19 protein-coding genes are annotated in these 22,875 nt (G+C 73.3%); 9 read left to right on the top strand and 10 right to left on the bottom strand.

The features are described 5' to 3' along the window. Window positions 1–129 precede the first annotated feature (129 nt). A complete protein-coding gene (locus tag ACWIYF_RS10375) occupies window positions 130–1,665 on the bottom strand; it encodes an AMP-binding protein (protein ID WP_448628046.1) in 1,536 nt (511 codons plus the stop codon). A gap of 62 nt (window positions 1,666–1,727) precedes the next feature. After that, window positions 1,728–2,483 carry an SIR2 family NAD-dependent protein deacylase gene (locus tag ACWIYF_RS10370; RefSeq protein ID WP_448628045.1) on the bottom strand — a complete coding sequence of 252 codons (756 nt, stop codon included), beginning with the start codon at window positions 2,481–2,483 and terminating at the stop codon, window positions 1,728–1,730. Window positions 2,484–2,616: 133 nt separating this feature from the next. On the opposite strand from ACWIYF_RS10370, the gene ACWIYF_RS10365 reads away from it, so the two are divergent. The 3 genes from ACWIYF_RS10365 to ACWIYF_RS10355 are packed head-to-tail and all read left to right on the top strand — an operon-like array spanning window position 2,617 to window position 6,933. Beyond that, window positions 2,617–5,442, top strand: coding sequence for an aconitate hydratase (locus ACWIYF_RS10365; protein ID WP_448628044.1), 2,826 nt, complete (start codon window positions 2,617–2,619; stop codon window positions 5,440–5,442). 7 nt (window positions 5,443–5,449) lie between these two features. Continuing rightward, window positions 5,450–6,211, top strand: a complete 762-nt coding sequence (locus ACWIYF_RS10360; protein WP_448628043.1) for an SDR family oxidoreductase — start codon at window positions 5,450–5,452, stop codon at window positions 6,209–6,211. Next, window positions 6,208–6,933, top strand: coding sequence for a sirohydrochlorin chelatase (locus tag ACWIYF_RS10355; protein WP_448628042.1), 726 nt, complete (start codon window positions 6,208–6,210; stop codon window positions 6,931–6,933). The genes ACWIYF_RS10360 and ACWIYF_RS10355 overlap by 4 nt, the downstream gene beginning before the upstream one ends. Here ACWIYF_RS10355 and ACWIYF_RS10350 read toward each other — a convergent pair. Further along, window positions 6,879–7,493, bottom strand: coding sequence for a TetR/AcrR family transcriptional regulator (locus tag ACWIYF_RS10350; RefSeq protein WP_448628041.1), 615 nt, complete (start codon window positions 7,491–7,493; stop codon window positions 6,879–6,881). The two genes, ACWIYF_RS10355 and ACWIYF_RS10350, sit on opposite strands and share 55 nt — an antisense overlap. A 98-nt stretch (window positions 7,494–7,591) precedes the next feature. Between ACWIYF_RS10350 and ACWIYF_RS10345 the strand changes: the two genes are divergently transcribed. From ACWIYF_RS10345 to ACWIYF_RS10325, 5 genes are all read left to right on the top strand, one after another. After that, window positions 7,592–8,593 carry a hypothetical protein gene (locus tag ACWIYF_RS10345; protein ID WP_448628040.1) on the top strand — a complete coding sequence of 334 codons (1,002 nt, stop codon included), beginning with the start codon at window positions 7,592–7,594 and terminating at the stop codon, window positions 8,591–8,593. Window positions 8,594–8,909: 316 nt separating this feature from the next. After that, window positions 8,910–10,535 (top strand): multicopper oxidase family protein, encoded by a 1,626-nt coding sequence (locus tag ACWIYF_RS10340; protein ID WP_448628039.1) that lies wholly within the window; start codon window positions 8,910–8,912, stop codon window positions 10,533–10,535. A gap of 94 nt (window positions 10,536–10,629) precedes the next feature. Then, window positions 10,630–10,794, top strand: a complete 165-nt coding sequence (locus tag ACWIYF_RS10335) for a multicopper oxidase domain-containing protein (RefSeq protein ID WP_448628038.1) — start codon at window positions 10,630–10,632, stop codon at window positions 10,792–10,794. A 498-nt stretch (window positions 10,795–11,292) separates the two neighbouring features. Further along, window positions 11,293–13,584: a multicopper oxidase family protein gene (locus ACWIYF_RS10330; RefSeq protein ID WP_448628037.1), complete on the top strand. Its 2,292-nt coding sequence runs from the start codon at window positions 11,293–11,295 to the stop codon at window positions 13,582–13,584. Between the two features lie 12 nt (window positions 13,585–13,596). Further along, on the top strand, window positions 13,597–14,238 hold the full coding sequence (locus ACWIYF_RS10325) for a hypothetical protein (protein ID WP_448628036.1): 642 nt from the start codon (window positions 13,597–13,599) through the stop codon (window positions 14,236–14,238). Here the strand turns inward: ACWIYF_RS10325 and ACWIYF_RS10320 are convergent. The 7 genes from ACWIYF_RS10320 to ACWIYF_RS10290 form a co-directional block, all read right to left on the bottom strand. Beyond that, window positions 14,201–14,470: a hypothetical protein gene (locus ACWIYF_RS10320; RefSeq protein WP_448628035.1), complete on the bottom strand. Its 270-nt coding sequence runs from the start codon at window positions 14,468–14,470 to the stop codon at window positions 14,201–14,203. The two genes, ACWIYF_RS10325 and ACWIYF_RS10320, sit on opposite strands and share 38 nt — an antisense overlap. Continuing rightward, complete coding sequence (locus ACWIYF_RS10315; RefSeq protein ID WP_448628034.1) at window positions 14,467–15,300, bottom strand: sulfurtransferase; 834 nt, start codon at window positions 15,298–15,300, stop codon at window positions 14,467–14,469. The genes ACWIYF_RS10320 and ACWIYF_RS10315 overlap by 4 nt, the downstream gene beginning before the upstream one ends. Next, a complete protein-coding gene (locus tag ACWIYF_RS10310) occupies window positions 15,297–15,761 on the bottom strand; it encodes an SgcJ/EcaC family oxidoreductase (protein WP_448628033.1) in 465 nt (154 codons plus the stop codon). Before ACWIYF_RS10310 ends, ACWIYF_RS10315 begins: the two co-directional genes overlap by 4 nt. 42 nt (window positions 15,762–15,803) lie before the next feature. After that, a complete protein-coding gene (locus tag ACWIYF_RS10305) occupies window positions 15,804–17,696 on the bottom strand; it encodes an ABC transporter ATP-binding protein (RefSeq protein ID WP_448628032.1) in 1,893 nt (630 codons plus the stop codon). Window positions 17,697–17,787: 91 nt separating this feature from the next. Continuing rightward, on the bottom strand, window positions 17,788–18,561 hold the full coding sequence (locus ACWIYF_RS10300) for an enoyl-CoA hydratase/isomerase family protein (protein WP_448628031.1): 774 nt from the start codon (window positions 18,559–18,561) through the stop codon (window positions 17,788–17,790). Window positions 18,562–18,575: 14 nt separating this feature from the next. Next, window positions 18,576–18,806 carry a helix-turn-helix domain-containing protein gene (locus ACWIYF_RS10295; protein ID WP_448628030.1) on the bottom strand — a complete coding sequence of 77 codons (231 nt, stop codon included), beginning with the start codon at window positions 18,804–18,806 and terminating at the stop codon, window positions 18,576–18,578. A 178-nt stretch (window positions 18,807–18,984) separates the two neighbouring features. After that, window positions 18,985–20,586 (bottom strand): ABC-F family ATP-binding cassette domain-containing protein, encoded by a 1,602-nt coding sequence (locus ACWIYF_RS10290; RefSeq protein ID WP_448628029.1) that lies wholly within the window; start codon window positions 20,584–20,586, stop codon window positions 18,985–18,987. A 119-nt stretch (window positions 20,587–20,705) separates the two neighbouring features. On the opposite strand from ACWIYF_RS10290, the gene ACWIYF_RS10285 reads away from it, so the two are divergent. Further along, a complete protein-coding gene (locus tag ACWIYF_RS10285; RefSeq protein ID WP_448628028.1) occupies window positions 20,706–22,841 on the top strand; it encodes a DUF2157 domain-containing protein in 2,136 nt (711 codons plus the stop codon). The last annotated feature ends 34 nt before the right edge of the window (window positions 22,842–22,875 follow it).

Genomic DNA, 22,875 nt, shown 5'->3' with positions numbered 1-22,875 from the left:
CCAGGGGTGCGCACGCCGACCTCGGACACGGCGCCCCCACGGAGGCACCGCATCGAAGATCGGATCGATCGGGAGCGCGGTGGAGTGGCCCTCACCCCGAGGGGTGAGGGCTCACGAAGAGGCGAACCGTCAGTTGACCTGGCGCTCGGACGCCGACCAGAAGCTCTCCCGGAGCTTGAACTTCTGGATCTTGCCGGTGGCGGTGCGCGCGAGCTCGTCGCGGAACTCGACCCGCTTGGGGATCTTGTACCCGGCGATCTTGCCGCGGCAGTGGGCGATGATCTCCTCCGCGGTGACCTGCTGACCCTCGGCGGGGACGACGAGGGCCGTCACGAGCTCGCCCCACTTGTCGTCGGGGATGCCGATGACCGCGACCTCGGCGACCGCCGGGTGGCTGAAGACGACGTCCTCGACCTCGATCGAGGAGACGTTCTCCCCGCCGGTGATGATCACGTCCTTCTTGCGGTCGGAGATCGTGAGGTAGCCGTCGTCGTCGATCGAGCCGCCGTCCCCGGTGTGGAACCAGCCGCCGTCGAGCGCCTCGGCGGAGGCGTCGGGGTTCTGCCAGTACCCGGCGAGGACGACGTTGCCCTGGGCCAGCACCTCGCCGCCCTCGCTCGTCTCCAGCCGGATGCCGAGCGCCGGGACGCCGGCCCGGGAGAGCTTCTTCGCCCGATCCTCGGCGTCGAGGGCGTCGAACTCCTCCCGCGGCCGGTTGATGGTGAGCAGCGGCGCGGTCTCGGTGAGGCCGTAGATCTGGTTGAACTGCCAGCCCAGCTCGGACTCGACCCGGGCGATGGTCCGCGACGGCGGCGGGGCGCCGGCGACGACGATCCGGACGCGGTCGCGGCCGGGGATCTCGCCGTCCCAGTGCTGGGCGGCCTCCAGGACGGCGTTCCACACGGCCGGCGCCCCGCACATCAGCGTGACGCCGTGCCGCTCGACCCGGCGGAGGATCTCCGCGCCGTCGATCTTGCGGATCACGATGTGCCGCCCGCCGAGGCCGGTGACCGTGTAGGGCATGCCCCAGCCGTTGCAGTGGAACATCGGCAGGGTGTGCATCAGGACGTCGCGGTCGCTGACCTGCATGTGCATGCCGAAGGTGACCGCGTTGACCCAGATGTTGCGGTGGGTCATCTGCACGCCCTTGGGCCGGGCCGTCGTCCCGCTGGTGTAGTTGATCGTGGCGGTGGCGTCCTCGTCCGGCTCCGCCCACGGCCGCGGCTCGGTGTCGAAGCGCAGCAGCTGCTCGTACTCCTCCCCCGTGCCGAACTTGTGCTCGGCGTCCACGCCCTTGAGCGAGGTCTCCAGCTCCGGGTCGACCAGCAGCATCCGCGCGCCGGAGTGCCCGACGATGTAGCGGACCTCCTCCTCGGAGAGCCGGAAGTTGATCGGCACCAGCACCCGGCCGGACGAGGGGACGGCGAGCAGCAGCTCCAGCAGCCGGGCGGAGTTGTGGCTCACGATGGCGATGCGCTCACCCTCGGCGATGCCGAGCCCGTCGAGGGCGGCCTGGAACGCCCGGCCGCGGCGGGCCACCTCGCGGTAGGTCACCTCGCCGAGCGACGGCGCGGGCTGGTCGGGCTCGTCGACGATGCCCACCCGGTCGCCGTAGATCAGCTCGGCGCGGTCGAGGAAGTCACGGGTGGTCAAGGGCACGCGCATGCCGGCTCCCGGTGGCCAGGGCCGGCCCGGCGGACCGGCCGCTCGACGTGGTCCCCGTCACGTTATCCCGCGAGCAGCCGCGGCAGGGCGGTGCCGATCGGCTCGCGCACGACGAGGTCGGCGAGGTCGTCGTACGGCGTCGGCTGGGCGTTGACGACGACCACGCGGGCGCCGTACCGCGCGGCGACGTCGGTGAGACCGGCGGCCGGGTGGACGGTCAGCGACGTGCCGACCGCCAGGAAGACGTCGCAGTCGGCGGCGGCCGCCACGGCGGCGTCGATGACGTCGGGGTCGAGCGCCTGGCCGAAGCTGATCGTCGCGGACTTCAGGATGCCGCCGCACACGAGGCAGGCCGGGTCCGGTTCGCCGGCGTCGACGCGGTCGAGCGCGCTGCGCATCGTCGTCCGGTCGCCGCAGGACAGGCAGGCCACCTCGTGCACGGTGCCGTGCACCTCGATGACCCTCGCGGGCGACGACCCGGCCTTCTGGTGCAGGCCGTCGATGTTCTGGGTGACCAGCGACCGCAGCCGGCCCTGGCGCTCGAGGTCGACCAGGGCGGCGTGCGCCGCGTTCGGCTCGGCGGTCCACGCCGGGTGCCGCCGGCGCTCCTGCCAGGCCCGGCGGCGGATCTCCGGGTCGGCGACGTAGTACTGCAGCGTCGAGAGCTTCTCCGCCTCGGGGTCGCGGGTCCACACGCCCTGCGGCCCGCGGAAGTCCGGGATGCCGCTGTCCGTGGAGATCCCGGCGCCGGTCAGGACGGTGATCCGGCCGGCGGCGGTCAGCCAGCCGGGCAGCGGATCGGGCACCTCGCCGTTCACGCCGTCCACCGTAGGGCCGGTGTCGCAGGTCACGGGTGACCCGCGCCCGGCCCGGGGACCCGCCCTGCGACCGCGACTGGGATGATCCAGGGTGGTAACGAGCGCGAGCGACCAGCGAGGGTGAGGCGCACAAGTGGCAGCCAGCAAGGACAGCTTCGGAGCACGGGCGACGCTGAGCGTCGAGGGCACCGACTACGAGATCTACCGGCTCGACGCGGTGGAGGGCGCCGACAAGCTGCCCTTCAGCCTGAAGGTGCTGCTGGAGAACCTGCTCCGCACCGAGGACGGCGAGGACATCACCGCCGACCACGTCCGGGCGCTGGCGAACTGGGACCCGTCCGCCGAGCCGGACCAGGAGATCCAGTTCACCCCGGCCCGGGTGGTCATGCAGGACTTCACCGGCGTGCCCTGCATCGTCGACCTAGCCACCATGCGCGAGGCGATGGCCGAGATCGGCGGCGACCCGCAGAAGATCAACCCGCTCGCGCCGGCCGAGATGGTCATCGACCACTCGGTGATCGTCGACGTGTTCGGCACCCCGGACTCGTTCGAGCGCAACGTGGAGATCGAGTACCAGCGCAACGGCGAGCGCTACCAGTTCCTGCGCTGGGGCCAGGGCGCCTTCGACAACTTCAAGGTCGTCCCGCCGGGCATGGGCATCGTGCACCAGGTCAACGTCGAGCACCTGGCCCGCGTGGTCTTCCCGCGCCAGGACGGCGACCGCGTCGTCGCCTACCCCGACACCTGCGTGGGCACCGACTCCCACACCACGATGGTCAACGGTCTCGGCGTCCTCGGCTGGGGCGTCGGCGGCATCGAGGCCGAGGCGGCCATGCTCGGCCAGCCCGTGTCGATGCTCATCCCCCGGGTCGTGGGCTTCAAGCTGACCGGTGAGCTGCCCGAGGGATCGACCGCCACTGACCTCGTCCTCACGATCACCGAGATGCTGCGCCAGCACGGCGTGGTCGGGAAGTTCGTCGAGTTCTACGGCGAGGGCGTCTCCGCCGTCCCGCTGGCCAACCGGGCCACGATCGGCAACATGAGCCCGGAGTTCGGCTCGACCGCGGCGATGTTCCCCATCGACGAGGAGACGATCAACTACCTGACGCTCACCGGCCGCTCGGCCGAGCAGGTGGCGCTGGTCGAGGCCTACGCCAAGGAGCAGGGCCTCTGGCACGACCCGGCCCGCGAGCCCGCCTTCTCCGAGTACCTGGAGCTGGACCTCGCCACCGTCGTCCCGTCGATCGCCGGCCCGAAGCGCCCCCAGGACCGCGTGGCGCTCTCCGACGCCAAGGCGGCCTTCCGGGACGCGCTGCCCGCCTACGCGAAGGTCGAGGAGATCTCGCACGACCCCGACGTCGCCCCGGAGGCGGTGTCCAGCGTCGACGAGTCGGTGGAGGAGACCTTCCCGGCGTCCGACCCGGCCAGCCCGTTCGCGCACGGCGATGGCGAGGCCGGCCGGCCGCACGGCGCGGTCACCGCCGGGCCGGTGCAGCGCGCCTCGAGGCCGACCAAGGTCGTCATGGAGGACGGCACGGAGACCGAGATCGACCACGGCCACGTCGTGATCGCCGCGATCACCTCCTGCACGAACACCTCCAACCCGCAGGTGATGATCGGCGCCGCGCTGCTGGCCCGGAAGGCGGTCGAGGCCGGCCTGACGACCAAGCCGTGGGTGAAGACCTCCCTGGCGCCGGGGTCGAAGGTCGTCATGGACTACTACGAGAAGGCCGGGCTCACCCCGTACCTGGAGAAGCTGGGCTTCCACCTCGTCGGCTACGGCTGCACCACCTGCATCGGCAACTCCGGTCCGCTGCCGGAGCCGGTGTCGGCCGCGGTCAACGACGCCGACCTGGCCGTGGTGTCGGTGCTGTCGGGCAACCGCAACTTCGAGGGCCGGATCAACCCCGACGTCAAGATGAACTACCTGGCGTCCCCGCCGCTGGTGGTCGCCTACGCGCTGGCCGGTTCGATGGACCTGGACCTGACCAGCGAGCCGCTGGGCACCGGCAAGGACGGGCAGGGGGTCTACCTGCGCGACATCTGGCCCTCGCCGCAGGAGGTCCAGCGGGTGATCGACGAGGCCATCTCGGCGGAGATGTTCGCCCAGGACTACGCCGACGTCTTCGCCGGCACCGAGCAGTGGCAGAACCTGCCGACGCCCACCGGCGACACCTTCGCCTGGGACCCGGAGAGCACCTACGTGCGCAAGCCCCCGTACTTCGAGGGCATGCCGGAGACCCCGGCCCCGGTGACCGACATCGAGGGCGCGCGCACGCTGGCGGTGCTCGGCGACTCGGTCACGACCGACCACATCTCGCCGGCCGGCTCCATCAAGGCCGACAGCCCGGCCGGGAAGTACCTGCGCGAGCACGGCGTGGAGCGGCGCGACTTCAACTCATACGGCTCCCGGCGCGGGAACCACGAGGTGATGATCCGCGGCACGTTCGCCAACATCCGGCTGCGAAACCAGCTGGTGCCCGGCACCGAGGGCGGCGTCACGAAGAACCACCTGACCGGCGAGACGACGTCCATCTACGAGGCCTCCGAGGCCTACCAGCAGCAGGGCATCCCGCTGGTCGTGCTGGCCGGCAAGGAGTACGGCTCCGGTTCCTCCCGCGACTGGGCGGCCAAGGGGACGGCGCTGCTCGGGGTCAAGGCAGTCATCGCCGAGAGCTACGAGCGGATCCACCGCTCGAACCTGATCGGCATGGGGGTGCTGCCGCTGCAGTTCCCCGAGGGCCAGAACCGCGAGTCGCTCGGCCTGACCGGCGACGAGGAGTTCACCATCACCGGGATCACCGCGCTCAACGACGGCGAGACGCCGCGCACGGTGAAGGTCAAGGCCGGCGACGTGGAGTTCGACGCCCGGGTGCGCATCGACACCCCGGGAGAGGCGAACTACTACCGCAACGGCGGCATCATGCAGTACGTCCTGCGCTCCCTGCGGCAGGGCTGATCCCGGCATGGACCTGGGGCTGGGCGGTCGCGGCTTCCTGCTCACCGGCGCGAGCCGGGGGCTGGGGTTCGCGACCGCCCGGGCCCTGGTCGACGACGGCGCGCGCGTGCTGCTCAGCTCGCGCGGCGCCGAGTCGGTGGAGAAGGCGGTCTCCGATCTCGGCGGCGAGCCGGCGGCGTTCGGCACGACCGCCGATCTCGCCGACGGCGAGGCCGTGCAGCGGCTGGCCGCCGAGGCGGCCGAGCGGCTCGGCCGGCTGGACGGCGCGCTGATCTCGGTCGGCGGTCCCGCGGCCGGCGAGATCTTCGAGACGACGCCCGAGCAGTGGCGCGCCGCCTACGACAGCGTCGTCCTCGGGCCGCTGTGGCTGGTCCGCGCGCTGGTCCCGCACCTCGGCGAGGGTGCCGCGATCGGCTTCGTCCTGTCCACGTCGGTGCGCGAGCCGCTGCGCGGGCTGGCCATCTCCAATGCGCTGCGGCCGGGCCTGGCGATGACCATCAAGTCGCTCGCCGACGACTTGGGACCGCGGGGGATCCGCGTGCTCGGGGTGATGCCGGGTTCCATCGCCACCGACCGGATGACCTCGCTGTGGGCCTCGTCCGGCGATCCGGAGGCGGCGCGGAAGGGCACCGAGGCCGGCATCCCGCTGCGCCGGATCGGGCAGCCGGAGGAATTCGGCCGGGTGGCGGCGTTCCTGCTCTCCCCCGCCGCGTCCTACGTGACCGGCACGGTCGTCGCCGTCGACGGCGGGCGCCTGCGGTCACCATGAGGGAGCCGGTGCTGGTCGCGTGCGCGCACGGCACCCGCAACGCCACCGGCCGCCGGCTGGTCGCCGAGCTCGCCCTCACCGCTCGCCGGCTGCGCCCCGGCCTGGTGACGACGGCGGCCTTCGTCGACGTGCAGCCGCCGACGGTGGTCGACGTCGTGGCGGGGCTCGCCGCCGAGGGGCGGCCGGCCGTCGTCGTCCCGCTGCTGCTCTCCGGCGGCTACCACGTGCACGTCGACATCGCCGGCGCGGTGGCCGCCCATCCCGGCGCGGTCGCGGCCCGTCCCCTGGGCCCCGACGAGCGGCTGGTCGAGGTGCTGCACGACCGGCTGCTCGCCGCCGACGCGGATCCGGGCGATCCGCGCACCGCCGTCGTGCTGGCCGCCGCCGGGTCCAGCGATCCGCGCTCGGGGGCCGACGTGGCGCACACCGCCGATCTGCTGCAGCGGCGCTGGGCCGGCCCGGTGTCCACCGGCTTCGGCTCGGCGGCGCGGCCGACGGTGCCGGACGCCGTCGCCCTGGCCCGCCGCGGCGGCGCCGGGCGGGTCGTCGTCGCGGCCTATCTGCTCGCGCCCGGCCACTTCGCCGGCAAGCTGGCCGCGGCCGGCGCCGACGCGGTGACCGCGCCCCTGCTGCCCGACGAGCGCATCGCCGCCGTGCTGCTCGACCGCTACGACGCGGCCGTCGCGGGCCGGGCGACCAGCACGCCGACCGCGGCGACGTAGGCCTCGGGCTCGACGTCGCCGAGCAGCAGCCGCTGCAGCAGGAAGCCCAGCACCAGGGAGAACAGCGCCGCCCCCAGGGACGCCGGGTCGGCGTCGGCGGGCAGCCGGCCGGTCCGCTGCGCGCGGCGGACGACCTCCACGAAGTAGCCGCGCATCGTGCCGTAGGCGGTGCCGGCGACGGCGGCCACCGCGGGGTTGCGCAGCGACTCCGCCCACGCCTGGACGGCGACCCGGGTCACGTCCACCGGCCCGGCCTGCCCCACCGTGACCACCAGGTCCACGGCCGTGGCCACGGCCTCGGCCGGATCCGGGGCGTGCCCCTCCTCCAGGAGCCGCTCGAAGCGCTCCGCCGCGCGGCCCAGGACGCGGTCGACGATCGCCTCGATCAGCTCGTCCTTGCTGCGGAAGTAGCGGTACACCGCGCCGGCGGAGAGCCCGGAGGCCGCGATGACGTCGGCCATCCCGGTGGCCTGGAAGCCGTTGATGGCGAACCGCGCGGTGGCCGCGTCGAGGATCTGGTCGCGGCGCGCGGTCAGGTGGGACTCGGGGACGCGGGGCACCCCGCCATAGTAAAACGAACGGTCGTTCTTGACAGCACACCCGTGAGGGAGGAACCTCAGGGCCGTAAGCGAACGGTCATTCGTTTTGGCAGGTCGTCATGTCGCATCCCGCTCCCCGCCACGACGCCGCCCGGCTGGTGCCGCTCGTCGTGCTCGTCTCCGTCGTCCTCACCGTGGTGCTCACCGCCTTCGCGTGGCCCGCCGTGCGCTCGGCACCCCACGACCTCCCCATCGCCGTGGCGGGTCCGGCCGCGGCCACCGCCCAGGTCTCGGCCGCACTGGGCGAGGCCGAGCCGGGCGCCTTCGACGTCCGCTCCCTCCCCGACGAGCCGGCGGCCCGCGCGGCCATCGAGGACCGGGAGATCTACGGCGCCGTGGTCGTCGACGCCGGCGGTCCGCGGCTGCTGGTCGCCTCCGCCGCCTCGCCGCTGGTCGCCCAGTCCCTGCGCCAGGTGGCCGCGGGGCTCGGCGCGGCGTCGGGGACGGCCGTGCCGGTGGAGGACGTCGTCCCGACGCCGGAAAGCGATCCCCGCGGCGCGGGGCTGGCGGCGGCCGCCCTGCCGCTGGCCCTCGGCGGCATCGTCACCGCCGCCCTGGTGGCCCGGCTGATGCGCCGCACCGGCCTCCGCGTCGTCGCAGCGCTCGCCATGGCGGTGGCCGGCGGCATGGTGACCGCCACGGTGCTCGGCACCTGGCTCGGCTCGCTGGAGAGCGGCTGGTGGACGACGACGGGTGTGGTCGCCCTCGGCATGGCCGCCACGGCGCTGGCGCTGCTGGGCCTGGAGTCGCTGGCCGGCGCCCCCGGCCTCGGACTCGGGGCCGCCGCGGTCGTCCTCCTCGGCAACCCGCTCTCGGGGCTGACGAGCGCGCCCGAGCTGCTGCCGAGCGGCTGGGGCACCCTCGGCCAGCTGCTGCCGCCCGGGGCGACGGGCACGCTGCTGCGGTCGGTCTCCTGGTTCGACGGGGCGGGCGCCGGCGCGCCCCTGCTCGTGCTCGTCACCTGGTGCGCCGGGGGGCTGGTCCTCATCGGCGCGGGTGCCCTGGCCGCCCGCCGTCGCCGGCCCGCGCCGCACGCCGTCCCGGTCGCCGTCCCGGCCTGACGACGCGGGCCGAACGCCTGCGCAGCGGACCAGCGAGCGTCCGCTACGGCCGATCTCGCGGTCAACGCGGTCGTGGCCGCCTGGGGCATCGCGCCGCGGGACGTCCCACGGTGAGTCCGCCGGGACACCCGGTCACCCCGCCGGCGAGGAGGCTTCCCCCACAGCACGTTGCGTATCACGATCCGACGCGCCTCGTGGCGGCGCTCGACAGACCAGGGACCTACGACCTCACCAGGTTGAGGTACTACGACTTCCGTTCCGAAAGCGTCAGTATTCCCGCCGTCGGGGGACAAGCACGACACCCTGGGCTCAGAACATGGCCGATGACACCCTCTCCCGTCGTGATGTCCTCAAGCTGTCCGCCGTGGGTGCCACGGTGCTGGCGATCCCGTTCGCGCCCTCGTTGAGAGCGGCGCAGAGCTCCGAACTGCCGCGCAATCTGATGCCACGGCCCTACGTCCCGCACGGCATGGACGAGTTCGTCCCACCCGTGCTGGGTCCGTCGGGAACCGTGCCCGACGAGGTGGACCCGACGGCGCCGCCGCGGGACCTCTTTGTGGTCGAACAAGGCGCCTTCACCGCCCAGCTGGTGCCCGACATCGACACGCAGATGTGGGGCTACAACGGTCATTTCCCCGGGCCGACCATCAAGGTGAGCCGCAACCAGCGGGTGACCGTGCGGCAGATCAACAACATGCCGGAGAACCACCCGATCTTCGGCTACAGGTTCACCACCTCGACGCACCTGCATGGATCGCCGTCCCTGCCGCAGTACGACGGCTACGCCAACGACACCTCCGACCCGGGGCAGTTCAAGGACTACCTGTACGACAACACCGAGGACGCGCGGACGCTGTGGTACCACGACCACGCCGTGCACCACACCGCGAACAACGTCTACACGGGACTGGCCGCGCAGTACCACCTCGAAGACCCCTTGGCACCCGACCAGCGGTTCCCGCGCGGCGAGTTCGACATCCCGCTGATCATCAGCGACGTCGCCCTCGACGGCGACGGTCAGCTGCTGTTCGACGACCGCAGCCAGTCGGGGCCGATGGGGGACATCATCCTGGTCAACGGCCTGCCGTGGCCCGAGATCACCGTCCAGCCGCGCCGCTACCGCTTCCGGATCCTGGGCGCCTCCGTGGCGCGTAGCTACCTGTTGTCACTGACCAACGGTCTGCAGATGAAGGTCATCGCGACGGACGGCGGCCTGCTGCCCACCCCGCCGACGGTGTCCCGGCTCAAGCTCGGCATGGCCGAGCGCTACGACGTGGTGATCGACTTCGCGGGCCTCCAGGGGCGGCGCTTCGAGGTCCTCAACGGCCGGTTGCCCAACAACGTCGACTTCGACAACACCGGCAAGGTGATGCGGTTCGTCGTCGCCGGCGGGACGGTGACCGACGACAGCAGCCCGGTGCCCGCGACGCTTCAGGTCAGCCCCGAGACGCGCGATCTGATGGCCCTCACGCCGAACGGCCTGCCGGTGCGCCGGCTCCGCTTCGAGCGCCAGAACGGCGAGTGGACGATCAACGGGCACACGTGGGAGGAGGTCGAGGCGTCCGGGTTCACGGACTTCATCGCCGACCCCGGGCTCGGCGCGACGGAGGTGTGGGAGCTGCAGAACAACTCCGGCGGCTGGTTCCATCCGATCCACATCCACCTGGTGGACTTCAAGGTCGTCGACCGCAACGGCCGGCCACCGGCACCGTACGAGCAGGGCCCCAAGGACGTCGTCTACCTCGGGGAGGGCGAGCGGATCCGCCTCATCATGAGGTTCGGACCGCACGACGGCCGGTACATGATGCACTGCCACAACACCTCACACGAGGACCACGACATGATGTTCCAGTTCTGGGTGCGTTCGGCGGACGGCTCGTTGGACGGTCCAGACCCCCGGCTGGCCGCGCCTCCTAGGTCGAACACGGAGATCGGTCTCTGAGACCTGCCCGTCGTCCGGGGTCGGTCGCTGCTCCACCGGCAGCGACCGACCCCGTTCAGCCGGTTCAGCCGACCGCCGGCGCCGCAGGAGAGCGGTGGCAGGGACGTTGTCCACCTGCGAGAACGAGACGGCCCGGCTCATCGGCGACTTCGTGGGACACGAGGGCACGTACATGCAGCACTGCCACAACGCCGACCACGAGGACCACGACCTGATGTTCCAGATGGAGGTCGGTCAGGGCGGCATCGACCCGCGGTGAGTTGAGTTCGAGCCGATCCCTAGCATCTGGCCCGCGTCCACTCGCTCGAGACCTTGCGCATCATCCCGAGCGCGCCGCGTGGCGACGCTCCACAACAGGGCCGGAATACCCCACCAGATTGCGGCTACCAACTTTCTCTCCTGCGAGACACAGTTGCTCGCTGTCGGGGGAGACGTTCCGATCCACTGGGGCTCGTATGGACGACGCCTCACTCAGCCGGCGAGGCCGGCTCCCGCACAGACACGCCGACCGCCGCCTCCGCGGGCGATCGCGCCGCGCGCTCCGGGGCTGAAACCCGCCGCTCGACGGCACCGACGACGACGCGAAGGACGACCCGCGGCCCTACCCGCGGGGTGCCTGCCGGTGCGCTGACCGCAGCAGATCAGCGGCACCGAGGGACACCTCCGCCGCGCCCCTCCTGGGGCGACCGAACACAGATCTTCCGGCCGCTGCGCCGCGTGCGGGCCGAGCCCGCACGCACCGATGGAGAGGACCTCCATGACTCCTGACCAGCACACCGCAGCTCCCGCATCCCCATCCGCTCCGGACGCCCCTGCCGTCCCTGAGGACCGCGGGGTCACCCGGCGGACCTTCCTCCGCGTCGGGGCCCTGGGCACCGCCGCCGTCGGCTTCTACACCGCCCGGTCAATCCTGGAGCCGTCCCTGCGGCAGCGCGGCCTCTGGACACCGGACGGTGTCTTCGGCGCCGCCTCGACGGCGTGGGCCGATTCCATCTACACCGAGGTGTTCCCGACCAGCCCGCTGATCCTCGAGCCGTTCACCGACGAGATCACGAACCCCAAGGCGCTGCGCCCCGCTACGAGTATGAGTCCGGCACCGTCCCTGACGGCGCAGACGGACCTGCTCGACAACAAGGGCAAGATCCAGAGCCACCAGATCCCCCCGACTCCCCCGGGCCCGGCCTTCTTCCCCACCCGCTTCGAGCCGATGCTCTACGACGTCACGGTGCAGCTGGCCGAGCACCGGTTCGTCGACCAGAGGCAGGACCCGGCACGGCCCCTGAGGGTCCTGCCGATCACGGCCGACGGGAAGCCGACCAACGCATTCGGCCCGAACGGCCAGCGGGTCGACGTGGACCCCGCCGTCGGCATCGCGCTGCCGCCGAGCGTCATCTTCGGCTTCAACGGCATCTTCCCGGGGCCGCGGATCAACGCCGAGTACGGCAAGCCGGTCCTCGTGCGGCTCAGGAACCAGCTGAACGACGGAGACCTCGACATCCAGGACTTCGGCGCCCCGGACCGCACGTTCCTGATCCACCTGCACAACGGGCACACCGCGCCGGAGAGCGACGGCAATCCGCACTTCTTCGGGGTCCACTACGGGCCGGACGTCCACGGCTACCCACCGGGGAAGTACGTCGACAACCTGTACCTGAACTTCCCGGCCGGCAACGACGACGCCGAGAAGCAGAGCTTCTTCTGGTTCCACGACCACCGCATCGACCACACCGGTGCCAACGTCTACAAGGGTCTGGTCGGCCTCTACCCGATCTACGACCCCAAGCCCCTGGGCAACGCGGGCATGACCGACGGCGGTGACGAGCGCCAAGGCCTGCGGCTGCCCGGTGTTCGCACCGACTACGGCGACGGCTCCTTCGACGTCGAGTACGACGTCCCGCTGGCGCTCTTCGACGTCCGGCTGGACGACGGCGTCACCACGCACCACGACATCCACGACCAGGAGTACCCCGTGCCCGGCAACCGGGCGCACCCGGAGTGGTGGGGGAAGTCCTTCTACAAGCACTTCCCCAACCACGGGTTCGTCGGTGACATCTTCACCGTCAACGGGGTGGCTTACCCCGTCATGCAGGTCAAGCGACGCAAGTACCGCCTGAGGTTCCTCGACGCCTCGATCGCCCGGATCTACGAGCTGAAGCTGATGACCTCCACCCAGGGCCCGAAGTCCGCGGTGTCGCTGGGGCTCGCGGACGACGAGCTGCAGGGCCAGTACCGCATCCCGGACGGCCAGCAGTGCATGCGGTTCACCGAGATCGCCACCGATGGCGGGCTGCTGCCGTTCGCCATCACGCGGGACTCGTTCGAGCTGTGGCCGGCCAAGCGGCGCGAGGTGATCGTCGACTTCGCCCACTGGATGGACGGCAAGACGACGAGCATCAACGACGTGATCTACCTGGCCAACGTCATGAAGATGCCCACCGGCCGGATGTGGTCGAGCTCCACCCGCTTCTCCCCCGATCCCCGGTACAAGGTGCCGCTGCTGAAGTTCGTCATCGCGGGGGACGCAGAGGACAACAGTGTGCTGCCGACGGCCCAGACCCCGCTGCGGCCGCTGCCGACCCTGCCGGCCAACTGGCGGGACCTGCTCTCCGGCCGGCACATCTTCGAGGTGCAGCGCGGCAGCGCCGGCGGCGAGCTCGAGTGGCTCATCAACGGCAAGGCCTTCGACCCGGTCGTCGACCTGAAGAGCCTGAAGAACCCGGCGGGCCAGCAGCCGGTGGCCGCCATGAAGAGGGGCCCCGACGGGGCCCTCTGGGAGCTCCGCAACGGCGGAGGCGGCTGGGTGCACCCCGTCCACCTGCACCAGGAGGAGCACCGCACGGTCATGCGCAACGGCCGGGACGTCTCCGAGCGACCGGACCCGGGGCACCCGGACGACAAGGCCCGTGAGGACCTGGCGGCCCTGGACCCGAGCGAGTCGGTGATCGTCTTCCGCAGGTTCCGCGACTTCGTCGGGGAGTACGTGGCGCACTGCCACAACCTCGCGCACGAGGACCACGCCATGATGTTCGGCTGGTCGATAAAGCCGTAGCCGGTGGACACGATGTCACTCCGCACCGTCCCCCGGCGGGCCCTCGCGGCGCTGCGGCCGAGGCCGGTCCCCTGGCCGACCGTGGTCGCGCTCGCCGCGCTCATGGCCTACGCCGACGGATTCGTGTTGACGTCGATCCAGGGCGCGGTCGGCGCGATCGAACGGGCCCAGTCGCCGTTCGCCACCTGGCTGCTGAGCTCCACGCTCCTGCTGCCGGTGTACCTGCTCGCCGTGCTCGCTGCGCTGGCGCACGCCCGCCGGCGCCTCGGTCCGGCGCTGCGGTCCGGACGGCGGATCGTGGCGGCAGCACTCCTCGTCGCCGCGGCCGGCACCCTGGTCGGCTTCGGCGCGGTGGTGACCAGCGCGGTCTACGACTACCGCCTGCAGTCCGAGTTGGTGGCGCGGATCCACGCGACGCACGCGGCGGGGAACCAGGTGCGGGCGCCGGATGCCGGCACGTGCACGGGGCTCTGCGCGTCGTTGGAGCAGACCCGGGCAGCTGACGAGCGCGCCGCGCGCTACGCCACGGCGACGGACCTGGGGCTCAACGTCGTCATCGTGGGCTGGGTGCTGGCGCTGCGCGGCGGCCGGCTGGAGATCCCGGAGAGGAGGGCGCTCAGGCGGTCCAGCCCAGCAGCCGCTCCCCCAGCGTGAGGACGGCGTACCAGGTGGCCAGCGCGGCGGCGGGGACGACCGGCGTCCACCACGAGCCGCGCCGCGCCAGCCGGATCAGGAGGACGGCAAGCAGCACCCAGCAGGCGACGAGCAGCACGATCGCCCAGAGCGGGGCCACCAGCCCGGAGGCCAGGTACAACACGCCGACCAGGCCGTGCGCCGCCCCGGAGACCCCGGCCACGACCCAGGTGCCGGTGGACGGGCTGGTCATCCCGGCTCGGGACCGGTCGCCGCAGGACGCGCCGGGTCCGCCGACCACTGCGACCACGAGCCCGGCCACAGCGCGGCCTCGATGCCGGCCTCGGCCAGGGCGGCGACCTCGTGCGCCGCGGTGACCCCCGAGCCGCAGTAGACCCCGACGCGCCGGCCGGGATCCGCGCCGAGATCGGCGAACCGCGCCCGCAGTGCAGTGACTGGAAGGAAGGTCCCGTCGTCGGCGAGGTTGGCGGTCGTCGGCGCGCTGACCGCCCCCGGCACGTGCCCGGCGCGGGGGTCGACCGGCTCGAGCTCGCCCCGGTAGCGCTCCCCGGCGCGGGCGTCGAGGAGCAGGCCGCCGTCCCGCGGCAGGGCCGCCGCCTCCTCGAGCTCCAGCACCGGCATGCCGCCCTCGCTCAGGACGACGTCCCCCGGCTCGGGCACGACCTCGCCGGTCTCCACCGGGCCACCGGCGCGCCGCCAGGCGGCCAGCCCGCCGTCGAGCAGCCGCACGTCGGCCAGGCCGCCCCAGCGCAGCAGCCACCACGCCCGGGCGGCCGCGGCGCCGCCGGAGTCGTCGTAGGCGACGACCCGGTCGCCGGCCCGGATGCCCCAGCGCCGGGCCGCCGACTGCAGTCGCTGCAGCGACGGCAGCGGGTGGCGGCCGCGCTCGGGGGACGGCGGATCGGCCAGCTCGGCGTCGAGGTCGACGAACACCGCACCGGGCAGGTGGCCCTCCAGGTAGCGGTCGTGGCCGCGGTCGTCGCCCAGCGCCCAGCGGACGTCGAGCAGCACCGGCCGATCGGACGCGGCCGCCAGCTCAGCGGCGCCGACCAGCACGCTCACTGCGGCGCCAGCAGGCCCCGCAGCTCGGCCAGCAGCGCCTGCCGGGCGTCCTCCCGGCCGTCCCAGGCCGCGGGCGTGCTCTGGAACAGCGAGATCTTCCAGCGGCCCGGCGACTCCTCGACCGCCACCAGCGTGTGCACCGTCAGCAGCGCCGGGTCCAGGTCGTTGCCGCCGGGCGGGATCATGCCCGCGTGGGCGTGCAGGACGGCGACCCGCTCGGCGATCGGCCGGACCGCCCGGATCAGCCCCACGTAGGCCGGCGTCTGGTGGCTGCCGAAGATGCGCCGCAGGTCCGAGGCGATCGACAGCCGGCCGCTGTGGTGGCTGCCGTCGAACCCGATGATGTCGCCGTCGTCGGCGAACGCCGCCGCGACCCCCGCGCCGCTGCGCCGGTTCCAGCCGTCGAGCAGCTGGACGTACAGCGTGCGGATCTGGGCGTCGTGCGGGTGGGCGGCAGTCACTCGGAACTCCTCATCGTGCTGGGACAGGAGTGACGCTAGTGGTCAGGCGGCGTCGACCGTCTGCGGCTCTCCGCCGGTGAACTGGGTGCGGTAGAGGTCGGCGTACCTGCCCCCGAGCGCCAGCAACTCCTCGTGCGTGCCCGACTCCACGATGCGACCGTCGTCCACCACGAGGATGCGGTCGGCATCCCGGATCGTGGACAGCCGGTGCGCGATGACCAGCGACGTCCGGCCGGTCAGGGCGGTGTCCAGGGCGTGCTGCACGGCCAGCTCGCTCTCGCTGTCCAGGTGCGCGGTCGCCTCGTCGAGGATCACGATGCCCGGGCCCTTGAGCAGCACGCGGGCGATCGCCAGCCGCTGCTTCTCACCACCGGAGAGCCGGTAGCCGCGGTCGCCGACCACCGTGTCCAGCCCGTCGGGCAGCGAGCGCACGAGGGCGGCGATCCGGGCGCCGGTGAGGGCAGCCCAGAGCTCGTCCTCGGTCGCCTCGGGCCGCGCGTAGAGCAGGTTGGCGCGGATCGTGTCGTGGAACAGGTGCGCGTCCTGGCTGACGACGCCGATGCTGTCGCGCAGCGAGGCCAGCGTCGCCCGCCGGACGTCGATGCCGCCCACCCGCACGGTCCCGCCGGTGACGTCGTAGAGCCGCGGCACCAGGTGGGCGATGGTCGACTTGCCGGCGCCGGAGTGCCCGACGAGGGCGACCAGCTGCCCCGGCTCCACCCGGAACGACACGTCGTGCAGCACCGCCGTCGGCCCGCCGTGCTCGGGCAGCGACACCTCCTCCAGCGACGCGAGCGAGACGTCGGCGCCCGACGGATAGCTGAACGACACGGAGTCGAACTCGATCGACCGGTCGTCGGCCGGCACCGGGACGGCGTCCGGCGCCTCCTTGATCATCGGCGGCAGGTCGAGGACCTCGAAGACGCGGTCGAAGCTGACCATCGCGCTCATCACGTCGACGCGGACGTTGGACAGCGCGGTCAGCGGGCCGTAGAGCCGGGACAGCAGCAGCGCCAGCGCGACGACGTCGCCGGGGCTCAGGGTGCCGTTGAACGCCAGCCATCCGCCGAGGCCGTAGACCAGCGCGGTGGCCAGCGCCGCGACCAGGGTCAGCGCGGTGAAGAAGGTCCGGCCGTACATGGCCGACAGCACGCCGATGTCGCGCACCCGGGCCGCGCGGCCGCGGAAGGACTCCGCCTCGGCCTGCGGCCGGCCGAACAGCTTGACCAGCAACGCGCCGGCGACGTTGAACCGCTCGGTCATCGTCGCGTTCATCGAGGCGTTGAGCCCGTAGGACTCCCGGGTGATCTCCTGCAGCCGCTTGCCGATCCGGCGGGCCGGCAGCACGAACAGCGGCACCATCACCAGCGAGAGCAGGGTGATCTGCCAGGACAGCGAGAACATGACGCCGGCGGTGAGCACGAGGCCGATCGCGTTGGAGACGACGCCGGACAGCGTGGACGTGAACGCCTGCTGCGCGCCGATGACGTCGTTGTTGAGCCGGCTGACCAGCGCACCGGTCTGCGTGCGGGTGAAGAACGCGACCGGCATCCGCTGCACGTGCTCGAACACCTTGCTGCGCAGGTCGTAGATGACGCCCTCGCCGATGCGCGCGGAGTACCAGCGGGTGGCCAGCGAGATGCCGGCGTCGAGGACGGCCAGGCCCGCGATGACCAGCGCGATCCGCACGATCGCCCCCGCGGTGCCGTCGAGCCGGGCGATGCGGTTGACGATGTCGCCGGCCAGCAGCGGGGTCAGCACGCCGATCACCGAGGAGCCGACCACCAGCAGCAGGAAGAACGTCAGCTCCCGCCGGTAGGGCCGGGCGACCCCGAGGATCCGCCGGACCGTGCCCTTGGGCAGCTCGCGGGCGGTCACCGACGGATCGCGCCGGAAGGACCGCATCGCCGCCATGGAGGTCATGGGACTGCTCATGTCCACACCGCCTCCTCTCCGCCCGGCCAACACGGCGGTGGCCGGGTCTGTTCCGCGGGCTTTCGGTACAGAAAGCCCGGGACGCAGTGTCTCAGCGACCGCTGACGAGATCGGCGATGCGGCGCACCTGGGCCTCCCGCTCGGCGGCGTCCTGGGTCTCGTGGTCGTTGTGCACGGCCGACCGGATGAGCTCCGCCGTCTCGCGGAGGGCCCCGGCCGGCGGCGCCAGCAGCGCGGCGACGAGGTCGGCCACCGCGGCGTCGAGCTCGGCGAGCGGGACGACGAGATTGGCGGCGCCGATCGCCCGCGCCTCCGTCGCGCCGACGGCCCGCCCGGTGAGGCAGATCTCCATGGCGCGGGCGTAGCCGACGAGGTCGACCAGGTTGCTGGTGCCGGTGAGGTCGGGCACCAGGCCCAGGGTGGCCTCCGGCAGCCGCAGCTGGGCGTCCTCGGCGAGGATCCGCAGGTCGCAGGCGAGCGCCAACTGGGCGCCGGCGCCGATCGCGTGGCCCTGCACCGCGGCGACGGACACCACGCCCGGCGAGCGCAGCCAGCGGAACGCGCTCTGGTAGCCGCGGATCCGCTGCTGGGCCAGGCCGACGGGCATGGCCGCCAGCTCGCCGAGGGTGCCCGCGCCCGCCTCGGTGCTGAACAGGCTGCGGTCCAGCCCGGCCGAGAACGCGCGGCCCGCGCCCCGGACGACGACCACGCGGACGTCGTCGTCCAGGGTCTCGGCGACGCGGCGCAGGGCCGCCCAGGTCGCCGGCGTCTGCGCGTTCAGCTGCTCGGGCCGGTCCAGGGTGACCGTGAGGACGGCGCCGTCCCGGTCGGTGCGGACCCAGCCGTCAGGACTCGTGTCTGTCACACGGCCCTGTATATCTACCCGGCCTTCTTGGCGCTCCTGTTGGCCCCACCGCGGCTGCGCAGCGACGCCCCGGACTCCGACAGCAGCCGGTGCACGAAGCCGTACGAGCGGTTCGTCGAGGTCGCCAGGGACCGGATGCTCTCGCCGCCGTCGTAGCGCTTGCGCAACTCGTCGGCGAGCGACGTCCGGTCTCCACCCGTGATGCGCTTGCCCTTGCCGAGGTCCGCCGTGTTCGAGTCGGCCATGACTCCCCTCCGTGTCGGCGCCGACCGTTCCCGGCGCACGCGCCGGCCCGGTGGTGGCAGCTCGTCCCCTGGGCGCCGGGGCCCCTGCTGGCACCGGCATCCCGGAGCCATGATCACCCACGAGCTGCGACACGGCCACGCGAAACCCGGTGTCGGCCGCTGGGCCGACCGTGTCACCTCAGGCGAGCTCGACCAGATCGGCGAGGTCCTCGCTCCAGGCGTCCTCGGTGCCGTCGGGCAGCAGGATGACCTTGTCGGGGTGGAGTGCCCGGACGGCGCCCTCGTCGTGGGTGACCAGCACGATGGCGCCGGTGTAGGTGCGCAGCGCCTGCAGCACCTGCTCGCGGCTGGCCGGGTCGAGGTTGTTGGTGGGCTCGTCGAGCAGCAGCACGTTCGCGCCGGAGACCACCAGCGTGGCCATCGCGAGCCGGGTCTTCTCGCCGCCGGAGAGCGTGCCGGCCCGCTGGTCGACCGCCTCGCCGGAGAACAGGAACGCGCCCAGGATGCGGCGCAGCTCGGTGTCGGTGCTCTCGGGGGCGGCCGAGCGCATCACCTCGAGGAGCGTGCGGTCCAGGTCGAGCGTCTCGTGCTCCTGCGCGTAGTAGCCGATCCGCAGCCCGTGCCCGGGCTTGACCTCGCCGGTGTCGGGGGCCTCCGCGCCGGCGAGGATCCGCAGCAGCGTCGTCTTCCCCGCGCCGTTGAGCCCGAGGACGACGACCCGCGCGCCGCGGTCCACGGCCAGGTCGACGTCGGTGAACACCTCGAGCGAGCCGTAGTTCTTCGACAGGCCCTCGGCCATGAGCGGCGTGCGACCGCAGGCGGCCGGCGTCGGGAAGCGGAGCTTGGCCACCCGGTCGTGGACCCGGACCTCCTCCAGGCCGGCGGCCAGCCGCGCGGCCCGCTTGTCCATGCTCTGCGCCGCCCGCGCCTTGGTCGCCTTGGCGCGCATCTTGTCGGCCTGCGCGGTGAGCGCCTCGATCTTGCGCTCGGCGTTGGCCCGCTCCTGCCGGCGGCGGCGTTCGTCGGTCTCGCGCTGCGCGAGGTAGGGCTTCCAGCGGAGGTTGTAGACGTCGACGGTGGCGCGGTTGGCGTCGAGGTGCCACACCTTGTTGACGACGGCGTCGAGCAGCTCGACGTCGTGGCTGATGACGATCAGCCCGCCCTTGTGCGCGGCGAGGAAGCTCTTCAGCCAGGTGATCGAGTCCGCGTCGAGGTGGTTGGTCGGCTCGTCGAGCAGCAGCGTCTCGGCGTCGGAGAACAGGATCCGCGCGAGCTCCACCCGCCGCCGCTGGCCGCCGGAGAGGGTCCGCAGCGGCTGGACCAGCACCCGGTCGGGCAGGCCGAGAGCGGTGCAGATGCGGGCGGCCTCGCTCTCGGCCGCGTAGCCGCCGAGGGCGGCGAACTGGTCCTCCAGCCGGCCGTAGCGGCGGACGGCGCGGTCGCGCTCCGCGTCGTCGGCGGGCTCGGCCATCGCGATCTGCGCCTTGACCATCTGGGCCCGGAGGACGTCGAGGCCGCGGCCGGAGAGCACGCGGTCGCTGGCGGTGATGTCGAGGTCGCCGCTGCGCGGGTCCTGCGGGAGATAGCCGATCTCCCCGCTGACCTCGACCTTGCCGGCGTGCGCCAGCCGCTCGCCGGCGAGCGTGGTGAGCGTCGTCGTCTTGCCCGCGCCGTTGCGCCCGACCAGCCCGATGCGGTCGCCGGGCTGCACGCGCAGGGTGGCGTCGCTGATGAGGATGCGGGCGCCGGCGCGCAGCTCGAGGCCGGTCGTCGTGATCACTGACCCCAGGGTAGGCGCTCGCCGGCGATCCACCGACCGCATTTCGCGGTTCGTGCGCGGTGTCACCCGGGATGTGGACAACGCTTCTGCGGCGGCTGCGGACGCGTCACGATGCGCCCATGCAACCGCCCGGGCCTCCTGCGCTGCCCTGTCCGGTCTGCGGCACCCTCGCGACCGGACCGGCCGGCATCCCGTGCACCACCTGCGGCCTGCCGGCCGTCGGCCACGCCGCGCTGGTCGTCGCCCGCATCGGCGCGACGCTGGCCGAGCTCACCCGCGACCGGGACGCGCTGCTCGCCTCGCTGCGCGCCGCGGCGCCCGGTGCCGCCGAGCCGGCGCCGGCACCCGTCCACGCACCCCCGCCCCCCGTCTACGCGCCGCCGCCGCCGACCACACCGCCCCCGGCTCCAGCCCCTCACTACGCGCCACCGCAGTGGGTGGCACCGGAGCCGCCCGCTCCGCCCCGCCCCCGGCTGAGCCCCCAGCAGGTGTTGCTCGGCCTCGGTGCGCTGCTGCTCGTCGCCGGCGCCGTGGCCTTCGTCGCGCTGGCGTGGACCCGCCTCGGCCTGGCCTTCCAGGCGACGGTCATGGTGCTGGTGACGGCGGCGGCCTGCGCCACGTCGGCCTGGACCGCACGCCGCGGGCTGCGCGCCACCGAGGAGGCCCTCGCGGCCGCCGGGGCCGCGTTGCTCGCCGTCGACCTCGGCGCCGCCTACGGCAAGGGCCTGCTCGGCGTGGACGAGCTGCCGCTGCGGCTGTGGTCGGCGATCGCCTGCGGGATCGTCGTCCTCCTCGCCGCCGGGCTGGGCCGGCTGACCCGGACGACGGCGACCTGGCCGCTGGTCGCGCTGCTCGCCGTCCAGCCGGTGCCGTTCCTGCTGCTGACCCAGGACGCGATGCTCGGCCCGGCCGGGGTGGCCGCCGCGCTCGGGGCGGCGGGCCTGGACGTGGCCGTGCTGCTGGCGCTGCGGGGCCCCTTGCGGCCGGTTCCTGCCGCCCTGGCGCCGCTGTGGCTGGTCGTGGGCGCGGGCGGCGGCGTCGCGGTCGCGGCCGTGGATCCGCCGGCCGGTTCCTGGACGGCGACGGCCGTCCTGGCGGTCGCCGCCGCCGCGGCACTGCTGCTGCTCCGCGTGCCGCCGGTGGCGTCGCTCCTACCGGGCGCCCCGCTCGTGGCGGCGGCGGGCGCGGGCGTCACCGGGCTGGCGCTCGGCTTCTCCCTGGACATTGCGGGCGAGTCCGGCCCGGTGGTCGCCGCCGCGGCCGGCGTCGCCCTGCTCACCGCCGCCGTGCCGCTCGCCGGATCCCGGGTGGCGGCCGCGGGTCTGGTCGCCGGCGGCACCGCCACCGGGGTCGTCGGCGTCGGGCTGCTGGCCACCGACGGTCGCGCGCTGCCGCTGTCGTTGGTCGTCCTGGCCGCCACCGTCCCGGCCGCGCTGGCCGCCGTCCTGCTGCCCCGGCTGCGGGTCCCCGCCGCCGCCGCGGCGGTGCTGGCCCCGGTGGTCGCCGTCCTGGTCGCGCGCGGCGGGGACCTGCTGCCGGCGACGGTCGCGGGCCTGCTGCTGGTCCTCGTCGCCGCGACGGCGTTCGGGCTGGCCGCGCTGCGGGCGGCCCGGCCGGAGGAGACGCCGCTGGCCGCGGGCGCCGGCCTGGCGGGGCTGCTGGCCGCCGGGACGAGCGCGACGGTCGACGCGTGGGGGCAGGTCGGGCTGCAGCTGGCCGTGGCCGGCGCCGCCGCCGCCTGCTACGCGCTGGTGGCCAGGCGCAGCTGGATCGGCCTGGTCGCCGTGGCGGACCTGGTGATCGCGGCCTGGATCGCCCTGGCCGGGGCCCGCGTCGACACCGCCGAGGCGTACACCCTCCCGGCGGCCGCCGGCCTGCTGCTCGTCGGGCTGCCCCGGCTGCTCGCGCGGGGCGCGTCGTGGGCGGCCGAGGGACCGGCCGTCGCGGTCGGCCTGGCGCCGTCGGCGTTCCTGGTGGTCACCCAGCCGACCACCCTCCGGCTGGTGCTGGTCGTCGCGGCAGCGGCGGTGCTCACCGTTGCCGGGGTGCTGACCCACCGGCAGTCGCCGTTCGTGGTCGGCGCCGCCTCGCTGGCGTTCGTCGTGATCGGCCGGCTGGGGCCCTACGCGCCGCTGCTGCCGCGCTGGATCACGCTCACCGCCGCGGGACTGCTGCTGCTCCTCGTCGGCGCCACGTACGAGCGGCGGCGGCAGCAGGCGCGGGAGGCGGTGGCCTGGGTCGCGCAGATGCGCTGACCCGCTGCCCCGGGCCCGGCGCACCCCTACGGTG

This window comes from Geodermatophilus sp. URMC 64, assembly GCF_053502555.1.
Note: the sequence above shows the minus strand (reverse complement) of the source record. Positions and strands in the feature narration are given on the sequence as shown.